23 protein-coding genes and 1 pseudogene are annotated in these 25883 nt (G+C 64.7%); 10 read left to right on the plus strand and 14 right to left on the minus strand.

Annotated features, from left to right (window positions below; translation table 11 throughout):
• Positions 1-238: 238 nt before the first annotated feature.
• From PSV40_RS21750 to PSV40_RS21780, 7 genes are all read right to left on the minus strand, one after another.
• On the minus strand, positions 239-1006 hold the full coding sequence (locus tag PSV40_RS21750) for an ABC transporter permease (protein WP_300541846.1): 768 nt from the start codon (positions 1004-1006) through the stop codon (positions 239-241).
• A 3-nt stretch (positions 1007-1009) separates the two neighbouring features.
• The gene (locus PSV40_RS21755; RefSeq protein ID WP_300541848.1) at positions 1010-1852 is read right to left on the minus strand and encodes an ABC transporter ATP-binding protein; all 843 of its coding nucleotides are present in this window, start codon (positions 1850-1852) and stop codon (positions 1010-1012) included.
• Positions 1853-1985: 133 nt separating this feature from the next.
• On the minus strand, positions 1986-3029 hold the full coding sequence (locus PSV40_RS21760) for an ABC transporter substrate-binding protein (RefSeq protein WP_300541850.1): 1044 nt from the start codon (positions 3027-3029) through the stop codon (positions 1986-1988).
• Positions 3030-3205: 176 nt separating this feature from the next.
• Positions 3206-4438 carry an ArgE/DapE family deacylase gene (locus tag PSV40_RS21765; protein ID WP_300541852.1) on the minus strand — a complete coding sequence of 411 codons (1233 nt, stop codon included), beginning with the start codon at positions 4436-4438 and terminating at the stop codon, positions 3206-3208.
• Positions 4431-6239 (minus strand): 2-oxo-4-hydroxy-4-carboxy-5-ureidoimidazoline decarboxylase, encoded by a 1809-nt coding sequence (uraD, locus tag PSV40_RS21770; RefSeq protein ID WP_300541854.1) that lies wholly within the window; start codon positions 6237-6239, stop codon positions 4431-4433. Before uraD ends, PSV40_RS21765 begins: the two co-directional genes overlap by 8 nt.
• A gap of 2 nt (positions 6240-6241) precedes the next feature.
• A complete protein-coding gene (gene puuE / locus PSV40_RS21775; RefSeq protein WP_300541857.1) occupies positions 6242-7186 on the minus strand; it encodes an allantoinase PuuE in 945 nt (314 codons plus the stop codon).
• Between the two features lie 86 nt (positions 7187-7272).
• A complete protein-coding gene (locus tag PSV40_RS21780; protein WP_300541859.1) occupies positions 7273-7938 on the minus strand; it encodes a GntR family transcriptional regulator in 666 nt (221 codons plus the stop codon).
• Between the two features lie 88 nt (positions 7939-8026).
• Here PSV40_RS21780 and uraH point away from each other — a divergent pair, with 88 nt between their 5' ends.
• Complete coding sequence (gene uraH / locus PSV40_RS21785) at positions 8027-8380, plus strand: hydroxyisourate hydrolase (RefSeq protein ID WP_300541861.1); 354 nt, start codon at positions 8027-8029, stop codon at positions 8378-8380.
• Between the two features lie 133 nt (positions 8381-8513).
• Here the strand turns inward: uraH and PSV40_RS21790 are convergent, their stop codons facing one another.
• Positions 8514-9023, minus strand: a complete 510-nt coding sequence (locus PSV40_RS21790; RefSeq protein WP_300541863.1) for a hypothetical protein — start codon at positions 9021-9023, stop codon at positions 8514-8516.
• Between the two features lie 149 nt (positions 9024-9172).
• Between PSV40_RS21790 and xdhC the strand changes: the two genes are divergently transcribed.
• A complete protein-coding gene (gene xdhC, locus PSV40_RS21795) occupies positions 9173-9976 on the plus strand; it encodes a xanthine dehydrogenase accessory protein XdhC (RefSeq protein ID WP_300541865.1) in 804 nt (267 codons plus the stop codon).
• A 150-nt stretch (positions 9977-10126) separates the two neighbouring features.
• Positions 10127-11368 (plus strand): urate hydroxylase PuuD, encoded by a 1242-nt coding sequence (locus tag PSV40_RS21800; protein ID WP_300541866.1) that lies wholly within the window; start codon positions 10127-10129, stop codon positions 11366-11368.
• Between the two features lie 30 nt (positions 11369-11398).
• Here the strand turns inward: PSV40_RS21800 and PSV40_RS21805 are convergent, their stop codons facing one another.
• Complete coding sequence (locus PSV40_RS21805) at positions 11399-12334, minus strand: LysR family transcriptional regulator (protein ID WP_300541868.1); 936 nt, start codon at positions 12332-12334, stop codon at positions 11399-11401.
• A 101-nt stretch (positions 12335-12435) separates the two neighbouring features.
• Here PSV40_RS21805 and PSV40_RS21810 point away from each other — a divergent pair, with 101 nt between their 5' ends.
• From PSV40_RS21810 to PSV40_RS21820, 3 genes are all read left to right on the plus strand, one after another.
• Positions 12436-13527 (plus strand): tartrate dehydrogenase, encoded by a 1092-nt coding sequence (locus PSV40_RS21810; protein WP_300541870.1) that lies wholly within the window; start codon positions 12436-12438, stop codon positions 13525-13527.
• A gap of 44 nt (positions 13528-13571) precedes the next feature.
• Complete coding sequence (locus PSV40_RS21815; RefSeq protein ID WP_300541872.1) at positions 13572-14552, plus strand: tripartite tricarboxylate transporter substrate binding protein; 981 nt, start codon at positions 13572-13574, stop codon at positions 14550-14552.
• 101 nt (positions 14553-14653) lie between these two features.
• A complete protein-coding gene (locus PSV40_RS21820) occupies positions 14654-15970 on the plus strand; it encodes a glycerate kinase (RefSeq protein ID WP_300541874.1) in 1317 nt (438 codons plus the stop codon).
• Between the two features lie 47 nt (positions 15971-16017).
• Here PSV40_RS21820 and PSV40_RS21825 read toward each other — a convergent pair whose 3' ends face one another.
• The 4 genes from PSV40_RS21825 to PSV40_RS21840 form a co-directional block, all read right to left on the minus strand.
• Positions 16018-16437 (minus strand): acyl-CoA thioesterase, encoded by a 420-nt coding sequence (locus tag PSV40_RS21825; RefSeq protein ID WP_300541876.1) that lies wholly within the window; start codon positions 16435-16437, stop codon positions 16018-16020.
• Between the two features lie 215 nt (positions 16438-16652).
• A complete protein-coding gene (locus PSV40_RS21830; RefSeq protein ID WP_300541878.1) occupies positions 16653-17660 on the minus strand; it encodes a tripartite tricarboxylate transporter substrate binding protein in 1008 nt (335 codons plus the stop codon).
• A gap of 48 nt (positions 17661-17708) precedes the next feature.
• Positions 17709-19316, minus strand: coding sequence for an indolepyruvate oxidoreductase subunit beta family protein (locus tag PSV40_RS21835; protein WP_300541880.1), 1608 nt, complete (start codon positions 19314-19316; stop codon positions 17709-17711).
• A gap of 2 nt (positions 19317-19318) precedes the next feature.
• Positions 19319-21556 carry an indolepyruvate ferredoxin oxidoreductase subunit alpha gene (locus PSV40_RS21840; protein WP_300541882.1) on the minus strand — a complete coding sequence of 746 codons (2238 nt, stop codon included), beginning with the start codon at positions 21554-21556 and terminating at the stop codon, positions 19319-19321.
• A 96-nt stretch (positions 21557-21652) separates the two neighbouring features.
• On the opposite strand from PSV40_RS21840, the gene PSV40_RS21845 reads away from it, so the two are divergent.
• Positions 21653-22552: a LysR family transcriptional regulator gene (locus tag PSV40_RS21845; RefSeq protein ID WP_300541884.1), complete on the plus strand. Its 900-nt coding sequence runs from the start codon at positions 21653-21655 to the stop codon at positions 22550-22552.
• A 152-nt stretch (positions 22553-22704) separates the two neighbouring features.
• The gene (locus PSV40_RS21850) at positions 22705-23055 is read left to right on the plus strand and encodes a hypothetical protein (RefSeq protein WP_300541886.1); all 351 of its coding nucleotides are present in this window, start codon (positions 22705-22707) and stop codon (positions 23053-23055) included.
• 280 nt (positions 23056-23335) lie between these two features.
• Here PSV40_RS21850 and PSV40_RS21855 read toward each other — a convergent pair whose 3' ends face one another.
• Positions 23336-24283, minus strand: a complete 948-nt coding sequence (locus PSV40_RS21855; RefSeq protein ID WP_300541888.1) for a LysR family transcriptional regulator — start codon at positions 24281-24283, stop codon at positions 23336-23338.
• A 98-nt stretch (positions 24284-24381) separates the two neighbouring features.
• On the opposite strand from PSV40_RS21855, the gene PSV40_RS21860 reads away from it, so the two are divergent.
• Together PSV40_RS21860 and PSV40_RS21865 are read left to right on the plus strand one after the other, a co-directional pair.
• Entirely contained in the window at positions 24382-25548 is a 1167-nt protein-coding gene (locus PSV40_RS21860; RefSeq protein ID WP_300541890.1) for a mandelate racemase/muconate lactonizing enzyme family protein, read from the plus strand.
• Positions 25549-25631: 83 nt separating this feature from the next.
• Positions 25632-25874, plus strand: a pseudogene (locus PSV40_RS21865) (FAD:protein FMN transferase); the annotation flags it as partial.
• Between the last annotated feature and the right edge of the window lie 9 nt (positions 25875-25883).

Consider the following 25883-nt stretch of genomic DNA (forward strand, 5'->3'; position numbering starts at 1 on the left):
AGCGCAGCACACGCGGCCAAATGAAGCTCCCCGCCATCGCCCAGCGGGGCGAGGGAGGGGTGGGGGGAGGGAGTGGGGAGTTGCGCCTACTGTCCCAAGCAGTCCGCTGGCGCAGCGTGATGCGAGGGATGTGCGAGATGCTATTGATTCAGTAGCTACTTGCGCAGGTACCATAAGGGCTGGAGCCCCATTTGTCCTGAAAACCCCGGGCTTCCGCTCCGGCAGCCTTCTGCAAGACTCAACCGCCCTGCGATCCGCGGTGCGCCCAGCCGGTGGTGTGCTTCTCGATATAGCTGAACAGCTCGTACATGATCATCGCCATGGCGCCGATCACCACCAGCCCGGCAAAAGCCAGCGCCATGCGCTGCTGCGAGCCGGCGCTGAGCATCAGGTAACCGATGCCGGAGTCGCCGGCCGTCATTTCCGCCAGCACGGTGCCGACAAAGGCCAGCGTGATCGCGATCTTGAGCGAGCCGTAGAAGTAGGGCATGGAGCGCGGCAGGCCGACCTTGACCAGCACGTCCCAGCGTTTGGCGCCCAGCACGCGCAGCACGTCTTCGAGCTCGGGCTCCAGCGTGGCCAGGCCGGTGGCCATGTTCACGGTGATCGGAAAAAACGAAATCAGGAAGGCGGTCAGGATGCCGGGGCCGACGCCGATGCCGAACCAGACGATCAGGATGGGCACAATCGCCGCCTTGGGCACGGCATTGAAGGCGACCAGCAGCGGGTAGACCGCGGCATAGGCCAGGCGCGAGGAGCCGACCAGAAAGCCCAGCATCACGCCGACCACGATGGACAGGCCGAAGCCGACCATGGTGACCCAGAAGGTTTTCCAGGCGGCCTGCGCGATCGGGCCGGCAAACTCGGCCATGGACTGGGCGATCGCGAGCGGTGCGGGAAAAATGTACTCGGCGATGCCGAACACCATGACCACCCCTTGCCACAGCGCCAGGATGGCCAGCAGCAGCACAAACGGGGACCAGCGTTCAATCTGTTTTTTTGTCATGGCTTATTTACCCTCTGTGGCTGGCGCGGGGTTGATGACGGGCGTGCGGATGGCCCCGATATGGCTGCGCAGCTCGTGGACGATGTCGCCGAAGGCCTGGGTGTAGGTCACCTCGAGGTCGCGCGGGCGCGGCAGGTCGATCTCGCGTTTGACGACAAAACGCCCCGGGCTTTTGCTCATCACATACACGGTGTCGGCCAGGAAGACCGACTCGCGCAGGTCGTGCGTGACCAGGATGACGTTGAAGCGCTGCTCGGTCCAGAGGTCACGCAGGATGCACCACAGTTCCTCGCGTGTGAAGGCATCAAGCGCGCCGAAGGGCTCGTCGAGCAGCAGCATCTTGGGTTCGTGGATCAGCGCGCGGCAGATGCTCACGCGTTGCTGCATGCCGCCCGACAGCTGCCACGGGAACTTGTCCTCGTAACCACCCAGGCCGACCTTCTGCAGCAGCTTGCGCGCGCGTTCCTCGAATTCCTTGCGTTTGGACTTGAACTGGCTGCGAAAGGGCTCGACGATCTCCAGCGGCAGCAGCACGTTGTCCACCGTGGTTCGCCAGGGCAGCAGCGACGGTGCCTGGAAAGCCATGCCGGAAATCTTCAGCGGGCCGGTGACTGGCTGGCCGTCGATCGTGATGCGGCCTTTGGACGGCATTTTCAGGCCGGTGGTCAGCTTCATGAAGGTTGATTTACCGCAGCCCGAGGGTCCGACGATGGCGATGAACTCGCCCTCGCGTACCTTGAGGTCGATTGCTTCCACGGCGAAGTGGTTTTGCGCCAGCAACTCGTCGTTGTAGGCGAGCCAGACGTCGCTGAAGTCAACAAAATGGCCGTCGGGATGTGCTTGCATGTTTTTTTGAGTTTTGTGATTCGCCCGGGGTCTTCAGGACAACGGCCGGCGTTTCAGGGAAAGGCCGGCCGTGTCGTTCAGGGTGTCTCCCGGCGCGGGTCGCCGGCGGGCGCCGTATTTCGCAGTTACTCAGTTACTTCTTCGCGGCGGGCAGAACGTTGAGTTCGGCCACCGTGGGCAGGAAGGAGCCGTTCCACACGCTGTCGGCATTGACACGTGTCTTGGTGTTGAAGGCGTCCGACACCTGCGAGGCCATCAGTGTCAGGCGCGGGCCCCTGGCCTGGCCGAAACCTTCGGCACGTGCGTCGGGGCTGTTGATCACGGTGTCAATGGCCAGCTGCAGGCGGCGTGTTTCCAGCGCGGTGTTGATGATGCCGTCGCGTGCCTTGACATCTTCAATCGCGGCCGCCGGTTTGGCGATGACTTCCTTCACGCCCTTGGTGAAGGCCAGCAGGAAGGCCTTCACGGCGGCGGGGTTCTCCTTGATCATTTTCGGCGAGGCGATGATCACGTTGCCGTAGAGCTTGACGCCGTTGTCGGCGTAAGGCAGCACCACCACGTCTTCGGCTTTCACGCCGCGCGCTTCGAGGTTGAGCAGCGAGGTGAAGGTGAAGCCGGTGATGGCATCGACATCGCCCCGAACCAGCATGGTTTCACGCAATGGCGGGTCCATGGCGGTCCACTGCACGCCGCTGATGCCGTTGGCCTTGGCAAAAATCGGAAAGGCGCGGCGGCCGGCGTCAAACACCGGCGCACCGAGTTTTTTGCCGTTCAGGTCGGCCACGGTCTTGATGCCGGATTTTTTCAGGGCCATCACAGAAGCCGGCGTGTTGTTGTAGACCATCATCACCGCGACCGGCTTGTTGGCGGCGTCGGGGTTGTTGGCATGGAATTCCATCAGCGCGGCCAGGTCGGCAAAACCCATGTCGTAGCTGCCCGACGCGACGCGGGTGACGGTGCCGCCCGAGCCGTTGCCGGCGTCAATCGTGACATCCAGCTTGACGTCCTTGAAATAACCTTTCGCGGCGGGGGTCAGAAACAGTGCCGCCGGTCCTTCAAAACGCCAGTCCAGCTGGAACTTGACAGGTGTGTTCTGGGCGTAGGCATTGCCGCAGACGGCGGTGGCGGCCGTGACGGCCAGGGCTGCGAAGGTCTTGATGAAAGCGCGTTTTGTCATGGGTGCTCCGGAGAAGGTTGGGGATGTATCACGTCAAGCAAGAAAAATGCCCGGCCGGTGTCTGGAGGCACCCTGTGCATCCCTGATTGTGGGTCGGGTGCACGGCGCAGCCATCGGGATATGCCCTGAACCGGCCCGCACCGTGCAGAAAGGGGATGGCTGCCGGCGGCAGGGGTTCATGGCAGGGGCGCCAGCAGTTCAAGTAGCGTGCGCGCAATCACCTTGGTCGCGCCGCGCAGGTCGTCGAGGACCAGGTGTTCGTCGGCGCGTTTGGCGTTGGACTCGAGCACCGTGCGTGGCCCGGCGCCGTAAATCACGCCCGGTATGCCGGCCTCGGCGTACAGGCGCACATCGGTATACAGCGGCGTGCCCATCGCCGGGATGGGCTCACCGAAGACTGCCTGGCCATGCTTCTGGATCGCATTGACCAGCGGCTGGTTGCCCGGCAGCGGCTTGAGCGCGTTGGCCAGCAGCAGGCGCTTGATTTCGACGCGGACACCTTCGCCCTCCCTGGCGGCATCATTGATCACCTTGCGGATTTCGCGTTCCACTTCAAACGGTTTTTCCTCGGGAATCATGCGGCGGTCCAGCTTGAACATCACCTTGCCCGGCACGACGTTGGTGTTAGTGCCGCCTTCGATGCGGCCCACGTTGAGGTAGGGGTGGGTGATGCCTGCGACCTGGGACGTGATTTTCTGGTACTGCACATTTTGCGCATACAGGGCATTGAGGATGTGCACGGCGGCCTGCAGTGCATCCACACCGGTGTCGGGGATGGCGGCATGGGCCATCTTGCCGTGCACCGTGACTTCCATCTGCAGGCAGCCGTTGTGGGCGGTGACCACTTCATGGCTGAAACCCGCGGCGATCAGCAGGTCCGGCCGGGTGAGCTTGTTCTTGAGCAGCCAGCCGGGACCCATCTCCCCGCCGAACTCCTCGTCGTAGGTGAAATGCAGCTCCACGCTGCCCTGCAGCGGGATGCCCAGCGCCTCCAGCGCCCGCACGGCAAACGTGTAGGTGGCGAAATCGGACTTGCTCACGGCCGATGCCCGGCCGTAGATCCTGCCGTCCACGACCTTGCCGCCATAGGGTTCCTGGGTCCAGCCCTCACCGGGCGGCACCACGTCGCCATGGGCGTTCAGGGCAATGGTCCTGCCTTCGCCATAACGCCGGCGCACGATCAGGTTGGTCAGGGATTCCAGTCCATAGGCCTTGACTTCCACCGGCGCGATCTTGTGTTTTTCCGCTTCGAAACCGAAAGCGTGGAGAAGTTCGGCCGTGCGTTCGGCATGCGGGGCGTTGTTGCCGGGCGGCGTGGGCGTGGGCACGCGGATCAGTTCCTGCAGAAAGCGCACTTCCTCCTCGAAGTGAGCGTCCACCCAGGCATCCAGTTTTTCGTCATCAGTCATGGCTGGGTCCGGCAAATTGGCTCAGCAGGTGCTGGAAAGCCTGGACGGCCAGGTCGATGTCGTCGCTGGTCGTGCTTTCCAGCGGGTTGTGGCTGATGCCCGAGTTCTGGCCGCGCACAAACAGCATGGCTTGCGGCATCACCTCGTGGAGCTTCATCGCGTCGTGGCCCGCGCCGCTGGGCATGCGGTAAAGCGGAACGCCCAGGCTGTCCACCGCTTTCTCCCAGCGCTGTTGCCAGGCAGGGGCACTGGGCGCAGCAGCGGCACGCATGGTTTCTTCGGTGCTGTGGTGGACACCGCGGCGTTCGCAGATGGTTTTCAGTTCGGCCAGCACATCGGCCACCATGGCGTTGCGCTGCGCATCGTTGGGAGCGCGCAGGTCCAGCGTGAACTGGCAGCGGCCGGGCACCACGTTGGTCGAACCGCCGGGCACCGTCCAGATGCCGATGGTGCCGACCGAGTCGCCGTCGCGCGCGGCGCGCTGCTCCACATACAGCGCGAGTTCAGCCACGGCCAGGGCCGCGTCGCGCCGGCGGTTCATGGGGGTGGTGCCGGCGTGGCTGGCCATGCCGGTGACCTCGCAGGTGTAACGCACGCCGCCGTTGATGGAGGTCACGATGCCCAGCGGGATGTCGAGTTCATTGAGCACAGGGCCCTGCTCGATGTGCAGTTCGACAAAACCCAGGTAGTCGGCCGGCTTGCGCTGCAGTGCGCGGATGGCCTCCAGCGTGGCCGGCAGGCCGGCGTGTTGCATGGCTTCGCGCATGCTGATGCCGTCGGCGTCTTTCTGGTCCAGCCAGGCCGGGTTGAACTGGCCGATCAACGCGCCGGAGCCGAGAAAAGTGGCCTTGTAGCGCTGGCCCTCTTCTTCTGCGAAAGCCATCACTTCAAAGTCGAAAGGCAGGCGCTTGCCCGCGCGCGACAGCTCGGCCACGCAGGCCACGGGTACAAAAATGCCAAGGCGGCCGTCGTACTTGCCACCGTTGCGCACGGTGTCATAGTGCGAGCCGGTCATGAGTGTTTTCACTCCCTCTCCCGCCGGGAGAGGGTCGGGGTGAGGGCGCGCCTTGTAGCAGCCCACCACGTTACCGACCGCGTCCACACTCACCTCGTCGAAGCCGCTGTCCCGCATGGTCTGTTCAATCAGCCGGGCGGCCGCGCGGTGCGCGTCGGTGAGGTAGGTCACCGTGAGCTGGCCTTTTTCCAGGTAGCCCGGGTCGCTGAAGGCGCTCAGCTGTTCCTGCCAGTCCCAGACCTGGTTGCCCAGGCGGGGTTCCAGACCGAACTTGTCGTTGAGGCGCAACTCGGCGATGCGGTGGATGTTGCGCAGGGCCTCAGCGAGCTCGAAGTCGGGGTGGTTGGCCAGCCGTTGCTCGAAGGTGGCGATGATCTCCTGCCGGCTCAGGCCGGTGCCGCGCGGGCCGCGCACGGCGAGGATGAAAGGAAAGCCGAACCTCGTGTTGTAGGCGGTGTTGAGTGCCTGGAGGTGCGCGAACTCGTCGGGCGTGCAGTCCGTCAGGCCTGCCTTGCCCTGTTCGTTCGTCGACTCGGCGGTCAGCGCCCGGCTGACCATGGCCTTGCCGGCCAGTTCGGGGTGGGCGCGGATCAGCGTGAGCTGGGCCTCGCAGCCGGCTTCGCGGACGATGCCGGCCATCACATGTTTAAGGTGAGCCAGCGACCGGAAAGGGCGGTGTGCCAGCGCGGCATCGGCGATCCAGGGCGAATGTTCGTACAGGCCGGTCAGCCAGGCCGCGGCTTCAGGAGTCGGTGCGGTGTTGAGTTGTTCAAGGGTCAGGGTCATGGTCATTCTTTAAAGGGATGGACTTGCTGCCAGTGCCGTGCAATGTCGATGCGGCGGCAGATCCAGACATGTTCGTGCTGCTGGACATGGTCGAGGAATTTCTGCAGCGCTACGACGCGGCCGGGCCGGCCCAGCAGGCGGCAGTGCATGCCGATGCTGAGCATCTTGGGCGCGTTCAGACCGTTCGGGTCGCCCTCGGCATACAGCGCATCGAAGCTGTCGCGCAGATAGGTGAAAAAATCATCGGCTTGGGAGAAGCCCTGGGGCAGGGCAAAACGCATGTCGTTGGTGTCCAGCGTGTAGGGCACCACGAGCCGCGGCACCACGGTGCCATCGGTGCGCGCCACTTTCATCCACAGCGGCAGGTCGTCGCCGTAGTAGTCGCTGTCATAAGTCAGCTGGCCGTCATCGGCGACCAGCCGCCGCGTACGCGGGCTGTCGCGGCCGGTGTACCAGCCCAGCGGCCGGTGGCCGGTCATCTGGGTGATGATGTCCAGGCCCTGGCGCATGTGTTCGCGCTCGACCACTTCGTCCACACCCTGGTAATTAATCCAGCGCAGGCCGTGGCAGGCGATTTCGTGGCCCAGCTCGGCGAAGGCGGCGGTCAGCTCGGGGTGGCGCTGCAGGGCCATGCTGACGCCGAACACGGTCAGCGGCAGCCGGCGGTTTTCAAACTCGCGCAGCAGGCGCCAGACGCCGGCCCGCGAACCGTACTCGTAAATGCCTTCCATGCTCAGGTGGCGTTCGGGGTAGCTGGGCGGGTTGGCCATCTCGGAGAGAAACTGTTCGGAGCCGGCGTCGCCATGCAGCACGGAGTTTTCGCCGCCTTCCTCGTAGTTCAGAACGAATTGCACGGCAATGCGGGCCTGCCCCGGCCACTGCGCATGCGGCGGCGTGCGGCCATAGCCAATGAGGTCGCGTGGGTATGTGGCCCCCACGCTTGCCACTGCGTGTGCTGCGCTGCCCCCCGGGGGGGCTAATCTTCCTTGGGGCGGCCCGGCGGAAAATTGACTTGGCATGTCGGCGGGATTTTTCATGAAAGGGCCATGGAAATATCGTTGGTCGGCATCGGGCGGTCAAAGCTGAGATTTTCCTCGACATGCTGCAGGTGCTCGTCCATCAGGCGCACGGCGCGCTCCTCGTCCCTGGCGGCCAACGCCCTGACGATTTCGGCGTGTTCGTCGTGCGAGTGTTCGGCGGCGCTGGCGCTCTGGTACATCAACGTGATCAGCGAGCAGCGCGAAATCAGGTCGCCCAGCATTTGCGCCAGCACCTCGTTGCCCATCAGCTCGGCCATGCGGACATGGAAGTCACCCAGCAACTCGGTGCGACCCGGCGCATCCTGCCGCTCCACGGCCATTTTTTCCTGCGCCACATGTTCTTTCAGGGCCTTGATCCGGGCCGGCGTGACACTGCGCACAAACGCCCGGGTCATCTCGGCTTCCAGCATGCGGCGCACCGCAAACACCTGGCGCGCCTCGTTGACCGAAGGCGCAGCGACAAAGGCGCCGCGCGCGGGCTCGAGCCGGATCAGCTGGTTTTGCGAGAGCTGGAACAGGGCCTGGCGCACCAGCGTGCGCGAAACGCCGAAGTGGTCGGCCAGTTTCTGCTCGGCCAGCTTGGTGCCGGGATGCAGCCGGTGCTCCACAATAGCCTTGGTCAGGGCTTCGACAATGGCGCTGGTGGTGGACGATTCCATGGCGCAAATGATAGTCGGAAAGCCTAAAACTGTATACACTTTCAGTAGACTATCGGGTTGACCGATGCACCCCAAACAAGGAATTGACATGGGCCTGAGCACACATGTGCTGGACACCATGCACGGCACGCCAGCGGCCGGCATGTTCGTCGAGCTGTACACCACCGACGGCGGCCAGGCCACGCTGGTGAAAGCCTTCCAACTGAACAGCGACGGCCGCAACCCCGACGGGCTGCTCTATGACAACAGCAGCCTTCGGCGCGGCACCTACCGGCTGGTGTTCGACGTGGCGGGATATTTCCGTGCCCGCGGCGTGACGCTGCCGGAGCCGAATTTCCTGAACCGGGTGAGCCTGGACTTCGGCGTGGCCGACACCAGCCAGCATTACCACGTGCCGCTGCTGGTCAGCCCCTGGAGTTATTCCACGTATCGCGGGTCCTGACCCATCCATGCGGAGTGAACTGCGTGAAGTGTTAATTCAAGCAGGGGCCGCGGATCCGGCTTTGCCAGTCCGCAGGCGCAGCGGCCCCCTCGGGGGGGCAGGGCGCTACACGAAGTGAGCAACCGTGGGGGCTTTAAGTCTGCCCTTCGGTCAGCGTATCGAGCTGGAATTTGCCGCTTTTGTGCCAGAGCCAGGTGTCGGTGTAGACGACCTTGCCAATGCGTACCGGCGCCGGAAAAGGCGATGCGGCCTTGATCATGCGTTCGATCTCGGCAACCACTTCGGGCGCATGGCGCGGTGCCCGCATCCAGTCCAGGCGGGTCACGATGCCGACCTGGTTGATTTCCACGTTCAGCACACCAATGGCGTACAGCAGGGGCGGCATTTTCCCCTTGTAGATGCGGTCGGCGTGCAGTCCATAAAGGTGGCTGGCGCCGCTTTGGCGGTAGGCGCGGGCCGTCGGTGCGGCCGATTGGCGCGCCGAGCCGGCCGGGCCGGAGATCGGGCCGATCACGGGGGATGGTGCCGCCGGCTCGGGTGCCGCTGCCGGTGGGGGCGCGGACTTGCAGGCGGAAACAAGGGCGCCGGCTGCGGTCGAAAGCAGGGCCACAAGCCAGAAGCGGCGGTGTGAGGATTCAGGCATACGTATCCTTGTGTAGTTGCCAGACGGTGGTGGCTGCTATTGTGCAGTCTGCCCGGGCGCCGGTTGTGTCACAGAAACCGGCTGCCCTGAGGCTGAATTATGCGTTCTGCGGGCCCTGCGAGGGGGCCGTGTATCAGAGGGTTTCTACCGTGAGTCAGCTCAAGGATTTGTTTTTGGCCCGGCTGGCGCTGGAGCCGGCCGTGCTGGTCGAGGTGAGCGCCACCGAAGGCTCGGTGCCGCGCGAGGCCGGAACCTGGATGGCGGTTTTTGCCGGCGCGACTGTTGGCACCATAGGCGGCGGCCACCTGGAATACGAGGCGATGGCGAGAGCGCGCGCACGTCTGCAGGGGTTGCCGGGTGAGGCGCTTGGCCGTTTTGTGCTCGGTCCGTCGCTGGGGCAATGCTGCGGCGGGGTGGTTCATCTGTGCTTTGAACCGGTCGGGCCCGACGACGTGCCGGGCCTGCGCCGCCGGCTGGATACAAATTTACAGCCGGTTGCGCTTTTTGGGGGCGGGCATGTGGGTGTTGCGCTGATTCAGGTGCTCTCGCGCCTGCCGTTTGCGCTGAACTGGATCGACAGCCGCGACGGCATTTTCCCGGAGGCGGTGCCGGACCAGGTGGTGTGTGAACATTCCGACCCGGTGCAACGCGCGGTGACGGGCCTGGCGCCGCGGTCGCGGGTGCTGATCATGAGTTTCAGTCACGCCGAAGACCTGGACATCGTGGCCGAATGCCTCAAGCGCCAGCGCGAGCGGGGCGACCTGCCTTACATCGGCCTGATCGGCAGCAAAACCAAATGGGCAACCTTCCGGCACCGGCTGGAGGCGCGCGGTTTCAGCGCCGAAGAACTGGCGCATGTGACCTGCCCGATCGGCCTGCCCGGCATCACCGGCAAGGAGCCTGAGGTGATTGCGGTGTCGGTGGCGGCACAGTTGTTGCTGCACCGCGCGTAGTTCGCATACACTTTTGCGATCCGGTCGCAGCGGAGCGGGATGGCTTGCAAGCCTGTCCTTGTTCGTGACCTTTTGTCTGCTTACAGTGCCCGCGGTGGTGAGCAGCTTCCAATCATGGCAGGGCCTTGCCTGCCCCATGGAGGTCATCGGATGGAAAGTTATCTTCTGGACTGGGCCAACCTGTTGCTGCGCTGGGTCCACGTCATCACCGCCATTGCCTGGGTCGGCTCCTCGTTTTATTTTGTCTTTCTCGATTCCAGCCTGACGCCGCCGGTCGATGAAGACCTTCAGCGCCAGGGCGTCAGCGGCGAACTCTGGGCCGTGCATGGCGGCGGTTTCTACCACCCGGTCAAGTTTGCGGTCAAGCCGCCCACGCTGCCCGCCCACCTGCACTGGTTTTACTGGGAGAGCTACAGCACCTGGCTTACCGGCTTTGCGCTGTTCACCGTCTCCTACCTCTGGAACGCCGGCACCTACCTGGTCGACAAATCGCTGATGAACTGGTCGCCCGGCGCCGCCATTGGCGTGGCCTTGTCTTTCTTCGTGGTGTTCTGGATGCTGTACGACGGCATTTGCCAGCTGTTCGGCAAACGCAAAAACGGTGATGCCATCGTCGGCGCGCTGGTGCTGGTGCTCGTGTGTGTAGCGTCCTGGCTGGCCTGCCACTGGTTTGCCGGGCGCGCCGCTTTTCTGCTGGTAGGCGCCATGATTGCCACCGCCATGAGTGCCAACGTCTTCTTCTGGATCATCCCCGGCCAGCGCAAGGTGGTGGCCAGCATCAAGGCCGGCGAGCCGGTGGACCCGGTGCACGGCCAGCGCGGCAAGCAGCGCAGCGTGCACAACACCTACTTCACCCTGCCGGTGCTGTTTGCCATGCTCAGCAACCACTACAGCTTCACCTGGGGACATCCGCAGAACTGGCTGGTGCTGATTCTGATGATGCTGGCCGGCGCGCTGATACGCCAGTTTTTTGTCATGCGCCATGGCTACAAGCTGGGCCGCAACGGCAACCCGCTGCCCTATGCGCTGGTCGGGCTGGTGCTGATCCTCGGCGCCATCGTCTGGATGAAGCCGCCACCGCAGGCTGCCGGTGCCGGACTTGCTACTGATTCAATAGCTGGTGGCGCAGGAATGGCGGGGGCTGCAGGCCTAAATGACTATATAAATCTGCAAAAAGTGCTGGAGCAGCGCTGCTACCTGTGCCACGGCGCGCAGGTGCAGATGAAAAACGTGCGCCTCGACTCGCCGGCGCTGCTCAGGCAGCATGCGCAGGCGGTGTACCAGCAGGTGGTGGTCAGCAAAACCATGCCGATGAACAATTCCACCGGCATCACCGAGGCGGAACGGGCCCTGGTCCGGCAATGGTTCGAAGCCGGAGCGAAGACACCCTGACAACGCCTGACCTCGCCCTGACCACCCCTTTTACCAGCGGGTGACCAGGCCCGCGGCCCGCGTGGACGATTTTTCGAAGTGGCCCGCCAGGTAGTCCACAAAGGCGCGCACGCGTGCCGACACCTGATGGCGCTGCGGCCAGACCGCATGAATGTCGGCCGGCGGGGTCTGGTGGTTCTCCAGCACCTGGCGCAGCCGGCCGCTGTGCAGGTAGCGCGCAACGTCCCACTCGGCACGCATCACGATGCCGTGGCCGGCCAGCGCCCAGTTGACGGCAATCTCGCCGTCGCTGGTGCTCAGGTTGCCGCGCACCTTCACGGTTTCCGTACGTTTGCCCGACGTCAGGCGCCAGATGCCGTAGGCCTCGTCGCCCTGGCGGATGCCGATGCAGTTGTGCTGCGTCAGGTCGTGCGGCACCTTGGGCGTGCCGTGTCTGGCCAGGTAGGCGGGGGCCGCACACAGCAGGCGCCGGTTCGGGGCCAGCTTGCGGGCGATCACGCGCGCCTCGGGCGGCTCGCCGAAGCGCACACACACATCGAAAGCGTCCTCGCTGGCCGGCGGCGGGTTGACCGTGAGCTGCAGCTGGACCTGCATGTCCGGGTGCTGTTTCACGAAGCTGGAGATCAGCGGGGCGATGTGGCTGCGTCCGAAGCCCAGCGTGGCGTTGACGCGCAGCAGGCCCTTGGGCGCCGCCACCGCGCTGGAGACCAGTTGCTCCATGTCGGCGATCTCGGCCAGGATGCGCCGCGCATGGCTGAGGTAAATCTCGCCTTCGGGTGTGGGGCTGATGCGGCGTGTGGTCCGGTTCAGCAACTGCACGCCCAGCCGCGCTTCCATGAGCGCCAGGCGTTTGCTGATGGCCGGCGTGGTCACGTCGAGCTCGCGCGCCGTGGCCGAGAAGCTGCCACTGCGCGCCAGCAGGCTGAAAAAAGCCATCTCGGAAGGGGCGGAGGCCGGTGTGCTCATTATTAACTCAAAGTAAACAATGTAATTACTTTAAGACGTTCTGTTGAATCGGGCAAGCGCTAGAGTCCATCCTTGTGGGTCAATAATTTCAAGGACATGTCATGAAGGTTTACAAGATTGCCTGCATCCCGGGCGACGGCATTGGCAAGGAAGTGGTCCCGGCCGGCCAGCAGGTGCTGCAGGCCCTGGCTGCCACGCAGAATTTCGGCTTCGCTTTCACCTCTTTTGGCTGGGGCGGCGACTGGTTCCGTGAGCACGGCGTGATGATGCCCGACGACGGCCTGGACGCGCTGCGCGACCAGGACGCCATCCTGTTTGGCTCGGCGGGTGACCCGCATATTCCGGACCACATCACGCTTTGGGGCTTGCGGCTGAAGATCTGCCAGGGCTTCGACCAATACGCCAATGTGCGGCCCACACGCATCCTGCCCGGCATTGACGCACCGCTCAAACGCTGCACGGCGAAAGATCTGGACTGGGTCATCGTGCGCGAGAACTCCGAGGGCGAATATTCCGGCGTCGGCGGCCGTGCCCACCAGGGCCATCCGATCGAGGTGGCCACCGATGTGTCGATGATGACGCGCGCCGGCGTCGAACGCATCATGCGTTACGCCTTCAAGCTCGCGCAGGCGCGCCCGCGCAGGCTGCTGACCGTGGTCACCAAGTCCAACGCCCAGCGCCATGCCATGGTGATGTGGGACGAGATTGCGCTGCAGATCAGCAAAGAGTTCCCGGACGTGACCTGGGACAAGGAACTGGTGGACGCCTGCACCGCACGCATGGTCAATCGCCCGGCCTCGCTGGACACCATCGTCGCGACCAACCTGCACGCCGACATCCTGAGCGATCTGGCGGCGGCGCTGGCCGGCAGCCTGGGCATTGCGCCCACCGGCAACATCGACCCCGAGCGCCGCTACCCCTCGATGTTCGAACCCATCCACGGCTCGGCCTTCGACATCATGGGCAAGGGCCTGGCCAATCCGGTCGGCACGTTCTGGAGCTGCGTCATGCTGCTCGAGCACCTCGGTGAAAACGTGGCGGCGCGGCAACTGATGCAGGCCATCGAGGCCGTCACCGCCAACCCGGCCCTGCACACACGCGACCTGGGCGGCAACGCCACCACCGCACAGGTCACCGCCGCTGTGTGTGCATGGCTCGCCGAAGTTGGCACGCAGCAGGCGCGCGCGGCCTGAACCCTTTTCCCCGTGGCATTCACATAAAACAAGGAGACAGCAGCATGAAAGTTGACATCAGACAATGGATAGGCATCGCCTGCCTGGCCGCCGCACCCGCCGTCATGGCGCAGGCCCCTTCGACGGGCTCAGGACTGGCCTGCCCGGACAAGAACCTGCAGTACTGGCAGGCTTTTCCGCCTGGCGGCGAGTCGGACCTGTCGGCGCGCCACCAGCAGGTGGTGCTGAAGAAAAAATGCCCGGCCGTCGACACCGTCATCCAGTACAAGGCCGGTGCCGGCGGCGCGCTGATGTGGTCGCAGATGAACACCCTGCCCGGCGACGGGCTCAACATCGTGGGTGTGAACCTGCCGCACATCGTGTTCCAGCCCATCGAGGGCCTGGTGCAATACAAGACGCAGGACATCACGCCGGTGTTCTGGTTCCACTACACGCCCGACATCCTGGTGGTGCCCGAGCAGAGCCCGATCAAGAACTTCGCGGACTTCATCAAGGCGGCCAAGGCCGACCCCGGCAAGCTGAGCCTGGGCGGCTCGGGCCAGAACTCGGCCAACCATGCGGCGCACGAACGCTTCAACGCGGCGTTTGGCGTCAAGACCATTTATGTGCCCTTCAAGGGCACGGGCGACATGGCGACCTCGGTCATGGGCGCGCAGGTGGACGGTGCGATGACCTACACCGCGTTTGCCATCAACAACAAGACCCGTATCCGCCCGCTGGCGGTGGCCATGGACAAGCGTCACCCGCTGATGCCGGATGTGCCGACTTTCAAGGAGCTGGGTGTGGACTGGGTGGACGGTGCCTACCGCGGCATCGGTGTGCCCCGCAGCACCCCGCCCGAGACCCGCAAGAAGATTTCGGACATGTGGGCCGCCCTGAACAATGACCCCGAGATGAAGGCGCTCGCCGCCAAAAGCGGTTTCGAGCTGGTCAACGTGGGCGTGGACCAGATGGACGCGTTCATGAAGGAAAAAACGCGGCTGTACACCGAAGGCGCGCAGCGTCTGGGCCTGGGCAAGAAGTAGGTTTGCGCCGGCCATGCACCGGTGAGGGCGCCGGTGCCGCGGTCGTTTCAGGTGGGGTACCAGCAGCTTGGGGCGTCACAATAGCGGGCAGGAGACATTGAATGACTGCACCCGTTCCCGCCACCCATCCGCGCCAGTTCCTTGAGCATCTTTACAACGCCGCGGTCACGCGTGCCATGCCGCTGCACAACACGGCCGCCTGCCTGCCGCCACCGCCCAAGGGCAGAACCATTGTCATCGGCGCCGGCAAGGCCGGTGGCTCGATGGCGCAGGCCGTCGAAGCGCTGTGGCCGGCGGACGCGCCGCTCGAAGGCCTGGTCGTCACGCGTTACCTCCACATTCCGCCGCGGCCTGAAGGTCTGCCGCAGCGCATCGAGATGGTCGAGGCCGCCCACCCGGTGCCCGACGCGGCCGGCCTGGCCGCTTCGCAGCGCATTCTGGCCATGGTGCAAGGCTTGACCCGGGACGACCTCGTGTTATGCCTGATCTCCGGCGGCGGCTCGGCCTTGCTCACGCTGCCGGCCGAAGGCTTGAGCCTGGAAGACAAGCAGCGCATCAACAAGGCCCTGCTCAACAGCGGTGCCAACATCGGCGAGATGAACTGTGTGCGCAAACACCTCTCGCGCATCAAGGGCGGGCGCCTGGCCGCGGCCTGCGCGCCGGCGCGGGTGGTCACGCTGACCATCAGCGACGTACCCGGCGACGACCCGTCCATCATCGCCAGCGGCCCGACCGTGCCCGACGCCAGCAGCTGCGCCGACGCGCTGGCCATCCTGAAACGTTACGGCATCGACGTGCCGGCGGACGTGTTGTCGCGACTCGAAAGCGGGGCGCTGGAAACCCCCAAGCCCGGCGACCCGGCGTTTGACGGCCACGAGGTCCACATGATGGCCACGCCGCAGCAGTCGCTCGAGGCCGCCGGGGCCGCGGCGCGCGCGGCGGGGCTGGATGCGCATATCCTCAGCGACGAAATGGAGGGCGAGTCGCGCGAGGTCGGCAAGGTGCATGCGGCGCTGGCGCGTGCCGTGGCGCTACGGGGCCAACCGTTCAGCAAACCCTGCGTGATTTTGAGTGGCGGCGAAACCACCGTGACGGTCCGGCCCCTTCAAGCGGGGGCCGCCAAAGGCCGGGGCGGCCGTGCCGGCGAGTTCTGCCTGGGTCTTGCGCTGGCCCTGCAGGGTCAGCCCGGCGTGTATGCGCTGGCGGCCGACACCGACGGCATCGACGGCGTGGAAGACAACGCCGGTGCTTTTGTGGCGCCCGACACCCTGACGCGCGCGGTGGCGCAGGGCATGAAGATCAACGGCTTCCTGGACCGCAACGACGCCTATGGCTACTTCGAGCCGCTGGGCGATCTGGTGATCACGGGGCCCACCCACACCAATGTCAACGACTTCCGGGCGCTACTGATTTTGTAGCTGCTTGCGCCCGTCCAATAAGAGCTGGAGGCAGATTTGGTTTCAAACTATTCGCAAAGGGCGCGAATCTCCGGTGGAATCGGCAGGGCGCGTATGGCTTCCGGGTTGTCGGCACGCCGGCCGGCGAAAATGCGCACCTCGTCGCATTCCATGATGGCATCGTCCCCGCGCATGATGCGGTAACGCTGTACAAAACTTTTCTCGCGCCATTCGGGGATGGACGTGTGGATGTCCAGCGTGTCGCCGTAAGTGGCGGTGCGCAGAAAGCGCGAATGCGTGTCCACCAGCGGCGTGCCGATCACGCCGAGTGTTTTTTCGGTCTCCTGCCAGGACGGCACACCGCACTGCACAAAAAAATTGCGCGAGGCGGCGTCTATCCAGCGGAAGAAATTGGGAAACCACACAATGCGCGCCGGGTCGCAGTCGCCGAATTCAACGCGGATGGTGTGGGTGATCTGTTTGCTCATGGGATCATTATGTCGATGGAGGTCAGGCAGGCCTGTGGAGCCTGCGCAGGGTTTCGCCTGAAGCGTCATCACGGACCTGATCCGGGATCCATGTCACATGAGCAGCCGGCGCGGGTGTGCCCCCATGGATTGCGGATCAAGTCCGCAATGACAAGCCAGGAGCGTGCTGTCCTTGCGGGGGCAGGGAACTGCACGCATTGAGCGATCGTGAGGGCTCAATCCCCCTTGATATTGCGCGCCCGGATCAGCGCACCGAAACGTGTGCCGTCAATAGCTGCGCGCATGTTGAAGTCGGACGGCGACATCGGGGCCGGAATGCCACCGATTGCCATGATGCGGTCTTTCACCGGCTGCGTCGCGAGGATCTTGTTGATCTCCTGGTTCAGCCGGTTCACGATGGCCGGCGGGGTGCCGGCCGGCGCGTAAAAGCCGAACCAGGTGTCGGCGTCGAAGTTTTTCAGGCCGGCTTCGTCCAGGGTGGGTACGTCCGGAAACAAGGGCGAGCGTTTGGCGCTGCCCACGGCCAGCAGCTTGAGCTTGCCGGCCTTCACATGCTGCAGGCCGATGCCCGGGTCGAACATGAAGTCGAGCTGGCCGCCCAGCAGGTCCTGCATGGCCGGCGCCGCGCCGCGGTAAGGCACGTGCACCGCATAGGTGTTGGTCTGGGCCTTCAGCATCTCGGCCGCCAGGTGCGGCGAGCTGCCATTGCCCGGTGAGCCAAAGGACAGCTTGCCGGGGTTGGCCTTCATGTAGGCCAGGAATTCCTTCACGTTGTTGACCGGCAGCGAGGGTTTGACTTCCAGGAACACCAGCACGCGCGCCGCGGCCGCCACCGGCACCAGGTCCTTGGCCGGATTGAAGGACATCTTCGGGTACAGGTGCGGGTTGACCGACACCATGCCGCCCGAGCTCATGAGCAGGGTGTAGCCGTCGGCCGGCGCCTTGGCCACGGCTTCACCGCCGATGTTGCCGTTGGCACCACCGCGGTTTTCCACCACCACCGGCTGGCCCAGGGCTTCGGCCAGCGGCACACCGATGGCGCGCGCCAGCTGGTCGGCCGCGCCGCCGGGCGGGAAGTTGACGATGACCTTGACCGGCTTGGCCGGCCAGGCCTGTCCTGAGCCTGACGAAGTGGTCTGCGCCTGCGCTGCGGAAAAAAGGCTGCTGGCGATCAGCGCCAGTGCCAGCAGGGTGCGGCGGCCGGGTTGGAAGAATGGGCTCATGGTTTGTCTCCTCTTGGTTTCAGGTTTCCGGGTTTCGAAAAGCGCGACTCAGGTCGTCCTGGCGGCACGCGGCTTGCGGTGTGGGTTGTCGACCCATCTGATCGGTTGTGCTTTCACCGGGCGCGCCGGTGCGCCGTGGCTCACCAGCGTCTGGTCCAGCGCCTTGCCGGCTTCATCGAGCAGGGCGGCGTTGCGGGCGGCGGCAATGGCGGCTGCGCGCAATTCGTTCGATGCAAAAGTGGCGCCTGTGGCCAGGTGCTCCAGCACATGCATGAGGTTGTCCTTGCCGCGTTCGTTGGTGCTGCCGTAGCCCTTGATCAGGCGGCCGCACAAGGCGATCTCGTGGCCCAGGTGCCAATGGCTTTGCGTGCCGCGCACCACGCCGGCCAGCCATTGCTCGATCAGTGCCTGCTCGGTGACGTAACGGCTGCCGCGCACGCGCAGCCACTTCAGGCTGGCCAGCAGGCGCAGCGACAGCATGCCGAAGACCGAATGCGTGCCGACCTTCAGCGGCATCGCCCACGGCGCCTTCCCGCGCGCCACGCGCTGGCGGTCCCAGCGCGTCACGCGCGCGGCCAGGCTCGCTGGAAGCAGGGCCGCGAATTCCGCGGCGCCCGGCTTGAAATGGTCGTAGACCTGCAGCAGGTCACCGGCGCCCGCCTTGACCTCGCCATGCACACGCTGCCAGCGTTGGGCACTGCTTTTCAGGTCGGCGACGCGCACGATGTCGTCAAACGCCATCCACAGTGCCAGCCAGCGCGCCATCTCGCGCGTGATGGCGTAGCCCTGCGCCGCAGCCGGGTCCGCCTGCACCTCGGCGGCCAGCACCTGCCGCAGTCGCTGGACATAGAGGTCGGCGTAGTCGCGGCCCTGGTACTCCAGCATGCGGGCGTGGCCCAGGGCCAGCATGTCGTGCACTTCTGCCGGGAACATATGAGCCAAATAGGCCTCCAGCCCTTTAGAGACGGTCGCAAGCAGCTCCTCTTCTGATAGCAAGCGGGTAACCAGCGCCGTCTGCGCCCGTTGTGTGCCCACTTGGTCAAAGGCCTGGGCGAAGCCACGCAAACTGGCTTCGGCGCCCTTGCCACCGTGGCGGATCACGCTTTCATACGCCTGGCGCGCAAAGGGCAGCAGGCCGCTGCCGGCAATCGCGCCCAGCATCACGGCGCTGACAACGGTGCCGCAGTCTTTCGCCATCTGGCCCATGTCGAACACATGGTGCTCGCGGCTTTGCGCACGCAGCACCTCCAGCAGCGGCGCGCTGTCGGTGCGGCCGTCGCCCGGTTCCATGCGTTCCGCCGTGGTGAAGGTGCGGCTGCTGGAACTGATGACCAGCGTGCGCAGCGGTGAGCTCATGCCGTTGCCGATCTGGCGCGCGGTTTCCAGCAGCTCGGACGACACGATGCCGTCCAGCGCGCCGGGCACCGGGTTCAGGCTGAACACCGGGCGTTTGCCCTGCAGTTCGGCCAGCGGCACCGGGAACACTTCGAGGTAATAGGTGGTGGCGCCGGTACGCTGGGCCACGCCGGGAATCGACGTGCTCTGCGCGGCGTAACCACTGGCCAGCGCGATGTCGACCAGCCATTCGGTCAGCACGCCGCCGCCTTCGCCGCCCAGGGCGCAGATCAGGAGGGTGATGGGTTGTTGTTGGTTCATGTTCATGATGTCTGCAATGCCCGCACGAAGGCGCCGCGCACGCTGCCCAGCAGGCGTTCATGCCACTTCGGGTTCTGGATCACTTCGGCGCGGTAAAACGAGGGGCACAGGGTCGCCGCATGCGCGTTGGCGCCGCACAGGCCGCAGCCGACGCAGCCGTCGATCACCGTGGCCACCGGGTCCACCTTGAGCGGGTCGGGGTTGTCTTTCAGCGTCAGCGTCGGGCAGCCCGACAGGCGGATGCAGGCGTGGTCGCCATTGCAGATGTCTTCATCGACGCCGTATTTCACCCGCACCACACGTTTGCCTTTTTTGAGCAACCCGGCCAGCCAGGGTTTGATGCGGCGCTGGCGTTCGAGCTGGCATTCACCCTCGGCAATGATGACCTTGAGCCCGTTGAAATCGGTGGTGAAGGCCTCGTTGAGCGTCTGGCGCATCTCCTCCACATGGTAGGTGTGCACCGTGCGTAACCATTGAATGCCCAGGCCCTGCAGGGTGTTTTCAATCGTCTTGTTGGTGTCGGTCAGGCTTTGCAGCTTGTCGCTGGCGTTGAACTTGGCGTCATCACTTGGCGTGGAGATGATGTCCTGCGTGCCGGTGGCCGAGGTGTAGCCGTTCTTGAAGATCAGCAGCACCGCGTCGTCGCCGTTGAACAGCGCCGACTGCACGCCGGTCAGCAGGCCGTTGTGCCAGAAGCCGCCGTCACCCATGATGGACAGGGTGCGCCGCGCCATCATCGGCGAGACGCCGGCGCGGCTGGCCAGGCTCATGCCGTAACCCAGAATCGAATGGCCGAATGAGAAGGGCGCAAAGGTGCCGAAGGCGTGGCAGCCGATGTCGGCCGCGATGTGTACCGGCCCCACATCCTGCTGCGCGAGTTTGAGCGCCGAGAACACCGGCCGCTCCGGGCAGCCAATGCAAAAGCCGGGCGGGCGTACCGGCAAAGGTTGGTTCAGTTCCGCCGCGATCTCGCGGCCCACTGCGCTGCGGCGCTCGATGTTGCCCTGGAGCCAGGCCTTGGCCCCTTCCAGACTCCCTCTCCCCGTGGGTGAGGGTTGGGGTGAGGGCTTGTGCGCGGCTCCCTCACCCCCGCCCTCTCCCAGAGGGAGAGGGAGCAAATACTTCTCGACGAAGTGCACGAGCCCCTGCGCCACCACCTCCACCGAATATTCGCCACCCGAGGGCAACATGTCCTTGCCGTGCAGCGGCGTGTTGATGTCGCGGCGGCGCAAAAAGGTGGCGATCTCCTGCTCGATGTATTCGGGCTGGCCCTCCTCGACCACCAGCACCGCGCGTTTGCCCAGCGCAAATTCCGCCACCTGCTCGGGCACCAGCGGGTAGGTGACGTTGAGCACCAGCAGGGGAATCTCGCTCTGGCCAAACGCGTCACACAGGCCGAACTGCTGCAGCGCGCGGATCAGCGCGTTGTAGATACCGCCCTGCACGATGATGCCGAGGTCTTTGCGCGGCCCGTCCATCAGCTCGTTGAGCTGCTGCTCGACGATGTAGCGGCGCGCCGCCGGAATGCGCTCCTCGAACTTGAGTTTTTCGTGGCGGAAGGTGACCGGCGGGTGCGCGAGTTTGGCGTAGTCGAAAGCGGCGGGTTCCTCCATCAGCTGGCGCGTCGAGATCGCCGGCGGGCGGTTGTCCTTGCATTCGAAGCTGCCGCGCACATGGCAGGCGCGTATGCGCAGCTCCAGAATGGCCGGCATGTTCGAGGTTTCGGACAGGCGAAAACCATGCTCGACCATGGCCACCATCTTGCCCAGGTCCGGCCGCGGGTCCAGCAGGCACATCGATGACTTGAGCGCGTAGGCATGGGTGCGCTCCTGGATCACGCTGGCGCCTTCGCCGTAGTCTTCACCGACCACGATCAGCGCGCCGCCCGTGACGCCGGGCGAGGAAAGATTGGAAAGCGCATCGGCCGCGACGTTGGTGCCGACGATGGATTTCCAGGTCACCGCGCCGCGCAGCGGGTAGTGGATGGACGCGCCCAGCATTGCGGCGGCCGAGGCTTCGTTGGAGCAGGCTTCGACGTGCACGCCGAGTTCGTCCATGTAGGGCTTGGCCTGCACCATGACGTCGAGCAGGTGCGACACCGGTGCGCCCTGGTAGCCGCCCACATAGGCCACGCCGGACTGGAGCAATGCCTTGGTGATCGCGAGGATGCCCTCGCCGTGGAAAGTTTCGCCCGCGCCCATGCGCAACGACTCGATTTCCTTGCTGAATGAAACTTCCAAGGCTGTCTCCGGGTTTTATTTTCAAGGGTAACAGCGAGTTTGGGCCCCATTCGACTATCCATCAATAAAATAATGAGACTATCTGGTATTCATTCAATGCATATAAAAGACATCGACCTGAACCTGCTGCGGCTGTTTGATGCGGTCTACCGCACGCGCAACGTGAGCCGCGCGGCCGAGTTGATGGACCTCACGCAGCCCGCTGCCAGCCAGGGCCTGACGCGGCTGCGCCTCCTGATCAAGGACCCGCTGTTCGTGCGCGCCGGCGGCGGCGTGCAGCCCACGCCCAAGGCCGACCGCCTGGCCGACGCGGTGCGCAGCGCGCTGGCCACGCTGGAGCAGGCGCTCAACGAATCGGCCCTGTTTGAGCCGTTGCAGTCACGCAAGGTGTTCCGCATCCACATGAGCGACATTGGCGAAGGCCGCTTCCTGCCCGAGCTGATGGCGGCGCTGCGCGAGCTCGCACCCGGGGTGCGTATTGAAACCTCACCGCGGGCCAGCAACGACATCGCCCCGGCGCTGGACAACGGGCGCATCGACTTTGCGTTCGGCTTTTTGCCGGCGGTGAAAGACACGCAGCGGGTGCAACTGCTCAAGGACCGCTACATCGTGCTGCTGCGCGAAGGTCACCCTTTCGCCCGGCGCCGGCGCAGCGGCCAGGCACTGCTCGACGCCTTGCAGCAGCTGGAGTTTGTGGCGGTACGCACCCACTCCGACACCTTGCGCATCCTGCAGATGCTGCAGCTCGAAGAGCGCCTGCGTCTGACGACCGAACACTTCATGGTGCTGCCGTCCATCGTCAAGGCCACCGACCTGGCGGTCGTGATGCCGCGCAATATCGCCAACATTTTCGCGGCCGGCGGCGGTTACACCGTCATCGAGCCGCCGTTTCCGCTGCGCGACTTCACGGTCTCGCTGCACTGGAGCAAACGCTTTGAGGCGGACCCCGGCAACCGCTGGCTGCGCGCGGTGATTGAGGACCTGTTCAGGGAGTAGTGCGGTGGCGACCCCGGCTGCAACAGCACTCCGAACTCAAACGTGCCGCCATCGAGGCTCGCCTTGCTACCTACATGATTTTGGAGCTGTTGAGCGAGTGGCACGATAGCCGATACTCGAGTCCACCATCAACCTCGGGGAAAGTTGCTGCCATGAACCCCCTTTCGAATGCGCCGCCAATCGAACGGTTTCGGACGTTCGCATCTGTGCGGGACTTGCGAGACGACAGCGAAGACTGGGGCGGCTACTTCGGCTCAGGCAAGGGGGAGCTCACTTGGAAAGATATACGAGACAAGCCCCTTGCTGTGGTTCCTGGCGAAGCAGGTATCGGGAAGACGATTGAGCTTGAACTTGAGGTCCAGAGGTTGCGAAGCACGGGCATCCCCGGGGGCGCAAAGAGGCAACCGTTTTTGGAGCTTGTTGAGTACCTGCAGGCGCAGGCCAGCATCATCAAAACTGATTCCCCTGGCGTGGAGGACATCGGTATCAATTGCGGGGCCTAAGAAGAATGGCACTTACTTAAGCCGCGAATACCAGGAAACCTGCCAGTCGGGATGACAGGCGGGGACGTGGATGACGCCTGAAGTTGTCATTGCGGACTTGATCCGCAATCCATGCCTCGCGGGCCTGCCCGGTGGAACATGCGGCATGGATCCCGGCTCAAGGCCGGGATGACAGACTTTTTGGCTTATGTAAGTGCCATTCGGCCTAAGAATGCGTTTCACTGAATTGACGAAGGCGTTGGTAGTCAACCAAAGACAACGTAGTGACGCGACTTGCCTCTCACCCCCCAGTTAGGGCGTGCTTGAAGAGCTTCCACGAAACGGCTTCGCCGGGCGGACCCGCCACCCTGCGCCAGAAGTTTTCCGCCGCCGGCGGCGCGGCGGCGTTGCTGCGAAACAGCCGGATGTCGAGTTCAATCGCCCACTCGGGGCCGCCGGCGGCGACCAGGCGGCCGCTGGCCAGTTCCTCGTTGATCAGGCTGAGCGGCAGCCAGGCCACGCCGCGCCCGTCCAGCGCCATGGTCTTGAGCACCGAGGCCAGGTGCGCGGTGAACACCGGCTCGCTGCGGGATTTTTCAAGCGCGCCGCTGCGCAGGGCGCGCACGATGCGGCCCAGCCCGGACTCGCTGCTGTAGGCGAGGATGGGTGCGTATTTGCCGCTGGAAGAAAGCAGGTGCAGGGGCTTGCCGTTTTTGCCCGGCGCTGACACCGGCACCAGGGTGTCGCCGCCCAGCTTCACCGAGCGGTGGCTCGCCGGGTCCAGCCGGCCCGGCACCTGCTCATGCCAGTGACACAGCAGGAACTGGATGCGCCCCTGCAGCATCAGCGCCTCGCACTGCTGCATCACGTCGGAGACGAGTTGTATCGGGCCCATCGGCGAGCCGGACTCCAGTCCGCGCAGCCAGGCCGGCAGGAAGGTGAAGGACAACGCATGGGTGGACGCAAACCGCAGGGTGGCGGAGCTGGCGTCCGCCACCGCCCGTGCTTCATCGGGCACACGGGCCACACGCGCGAGCATGTCCTGCGCCACCGACTGGAACCACTGCCCGGTCTCGGTCAGCGTGACGGGGTGCGTGGTGCGATCGAACAGCGCGACGCCCAGCCACTCCTCCAGCGCACGCACGCGGCGGCTGAAGGCCGGCTGCGTCATGTGGCGGTCGCTGGCGGCGCGCGAGAAATTGCCCGAGCTGGCCAGCGCCAGGAAATCCTCCAACCAGGTCAGGTTCATGGGCGGTGCTTTGCGGGCATGGAACAAGAAAAAACCGGCATTGGACGCCGGCACGCGTGGCGCCGATGATAGCCCCATCACTCACCCGAAGCAGCGCCATGAAAATCACAGCCATCCGCGAAGTCACCCAGCCCATCAAATCCGACATCCGCAACGCCTACATCGACTTCTCGAAGATGACGCTGAGCCTGGTGGCGGTGGTCACCGACGTGGTCCGCGACGGCAAGCCTGTCATCGGTTACGGCTTCAATTCCAATGGGCGTTATGGCCAGGGCGGCTTGATCCGCGAGCGTTTTGTGCCGCGCATTCTGGAAACCGCGCCGGAGAGCCTGCTCGACGACAGCCGCGACAACCTCGACCCGCACAAGGTGTGGACGGCGATGATGACCAATGAAAAACCGGGCGGGCACGGCGAACGTTCGGTCGCCGTCGGCACCATCGACATGGCCGTCTGGGACGCCGTGGCCAAGATCGAGGGCAAGCCGCTGTACCAGTTGCTGGCCGAGCGGTATGGCAACGGCACGCCCGACCGCAAGGTGTTCGTTTATGCCGCCGGTGGTTATTACTACCCGGGCAAGGACGACGCCAAACTGATGATGGAGATGCGCAGCTACCTGGACCGGGGTTATGCGGTGGTGAAGATGAAGATAGGCGGCGCGTCTCTGGCCGACGACTGCCGGCGCATCGAGGCGGTGCTGGGCATGCTGGCGCCGGGCCAGAAGCTGGCGGTTGACGCCAACGGCCGCTTCGACCTGAAGACCGCCGTCGCCTACGCCAAAGCCCTGTCGTCCTACGACCTGTTCTGGTACGAGGAGGCCGGCGACCCGCTGGACTACGCCTTGCAGGCCGAGCTGGCTCAGCACTACGACAAGCCCATGGCCACCGGCGAGAACCTGTTTTCCATGCAGGATGCGCGCAACCTGATCCGTTACGGCGGCATGCGCCCGGACCGCGACTGGCTGCAGTTCGACTGCGCGCTGAGTTATGGCCTGGTCGAATACCTGCGCACGTTGGACATGCTGAAAGAGCACGGCTGGTCGTCCACACGCTGCATTCCGCACGGCGGCCACCAGATGTCGCTGGCCATCGCGGCGGGGCTGGGACTGGGCGGCAACGAGTCCTACCCCGATCTGTTCCAGCCCTATGGCGGTTTCCCCGACGGTGTGAAGGTGGTGGACAGCTACGTCACGCTGCCTGAATTGCCGGGCATCGGTTTCGAGGGCAAGGCGGATCTGTACGCGGTGATGAAGGCGCTGGCTGCCTGACCCGTCGTTCGCCAAACTTTCCATATTCAACGCTGAGTAAGGTCCACGGACACCGAGGCTCAAGTGTTACATCCCGAGTCGCGCGCCGCTGTGCGCATGTGAACAACGCCGTGGCATCGGTCACCGTGCTGGCGCGTACCTGCATGCAAGCGGACGCCTGGGCCACGGCCTTGCTGGTGGAGGGCGCCATTGAAGGGCTGGCCACGGCACAGCGCATGGGGATGGATGTGTTGTTCCTCCTTCGCCGTCCCGAAGGGTTGGTGGAGGTGGGGCTGGGTCGGTTTGGCAGACAGGAATTGTCAGCACCGCCGCGTCAGGCATGGTGACCGGATCAC

The organism is Polaromonas sp. (genome assembly GCF_029945925.1).
Lineage (GTDB): Bacteria > Pseudomonadota > Gammaproteobacteria > Burkholderiales > Burkholderiaceae_C > Polaromonas.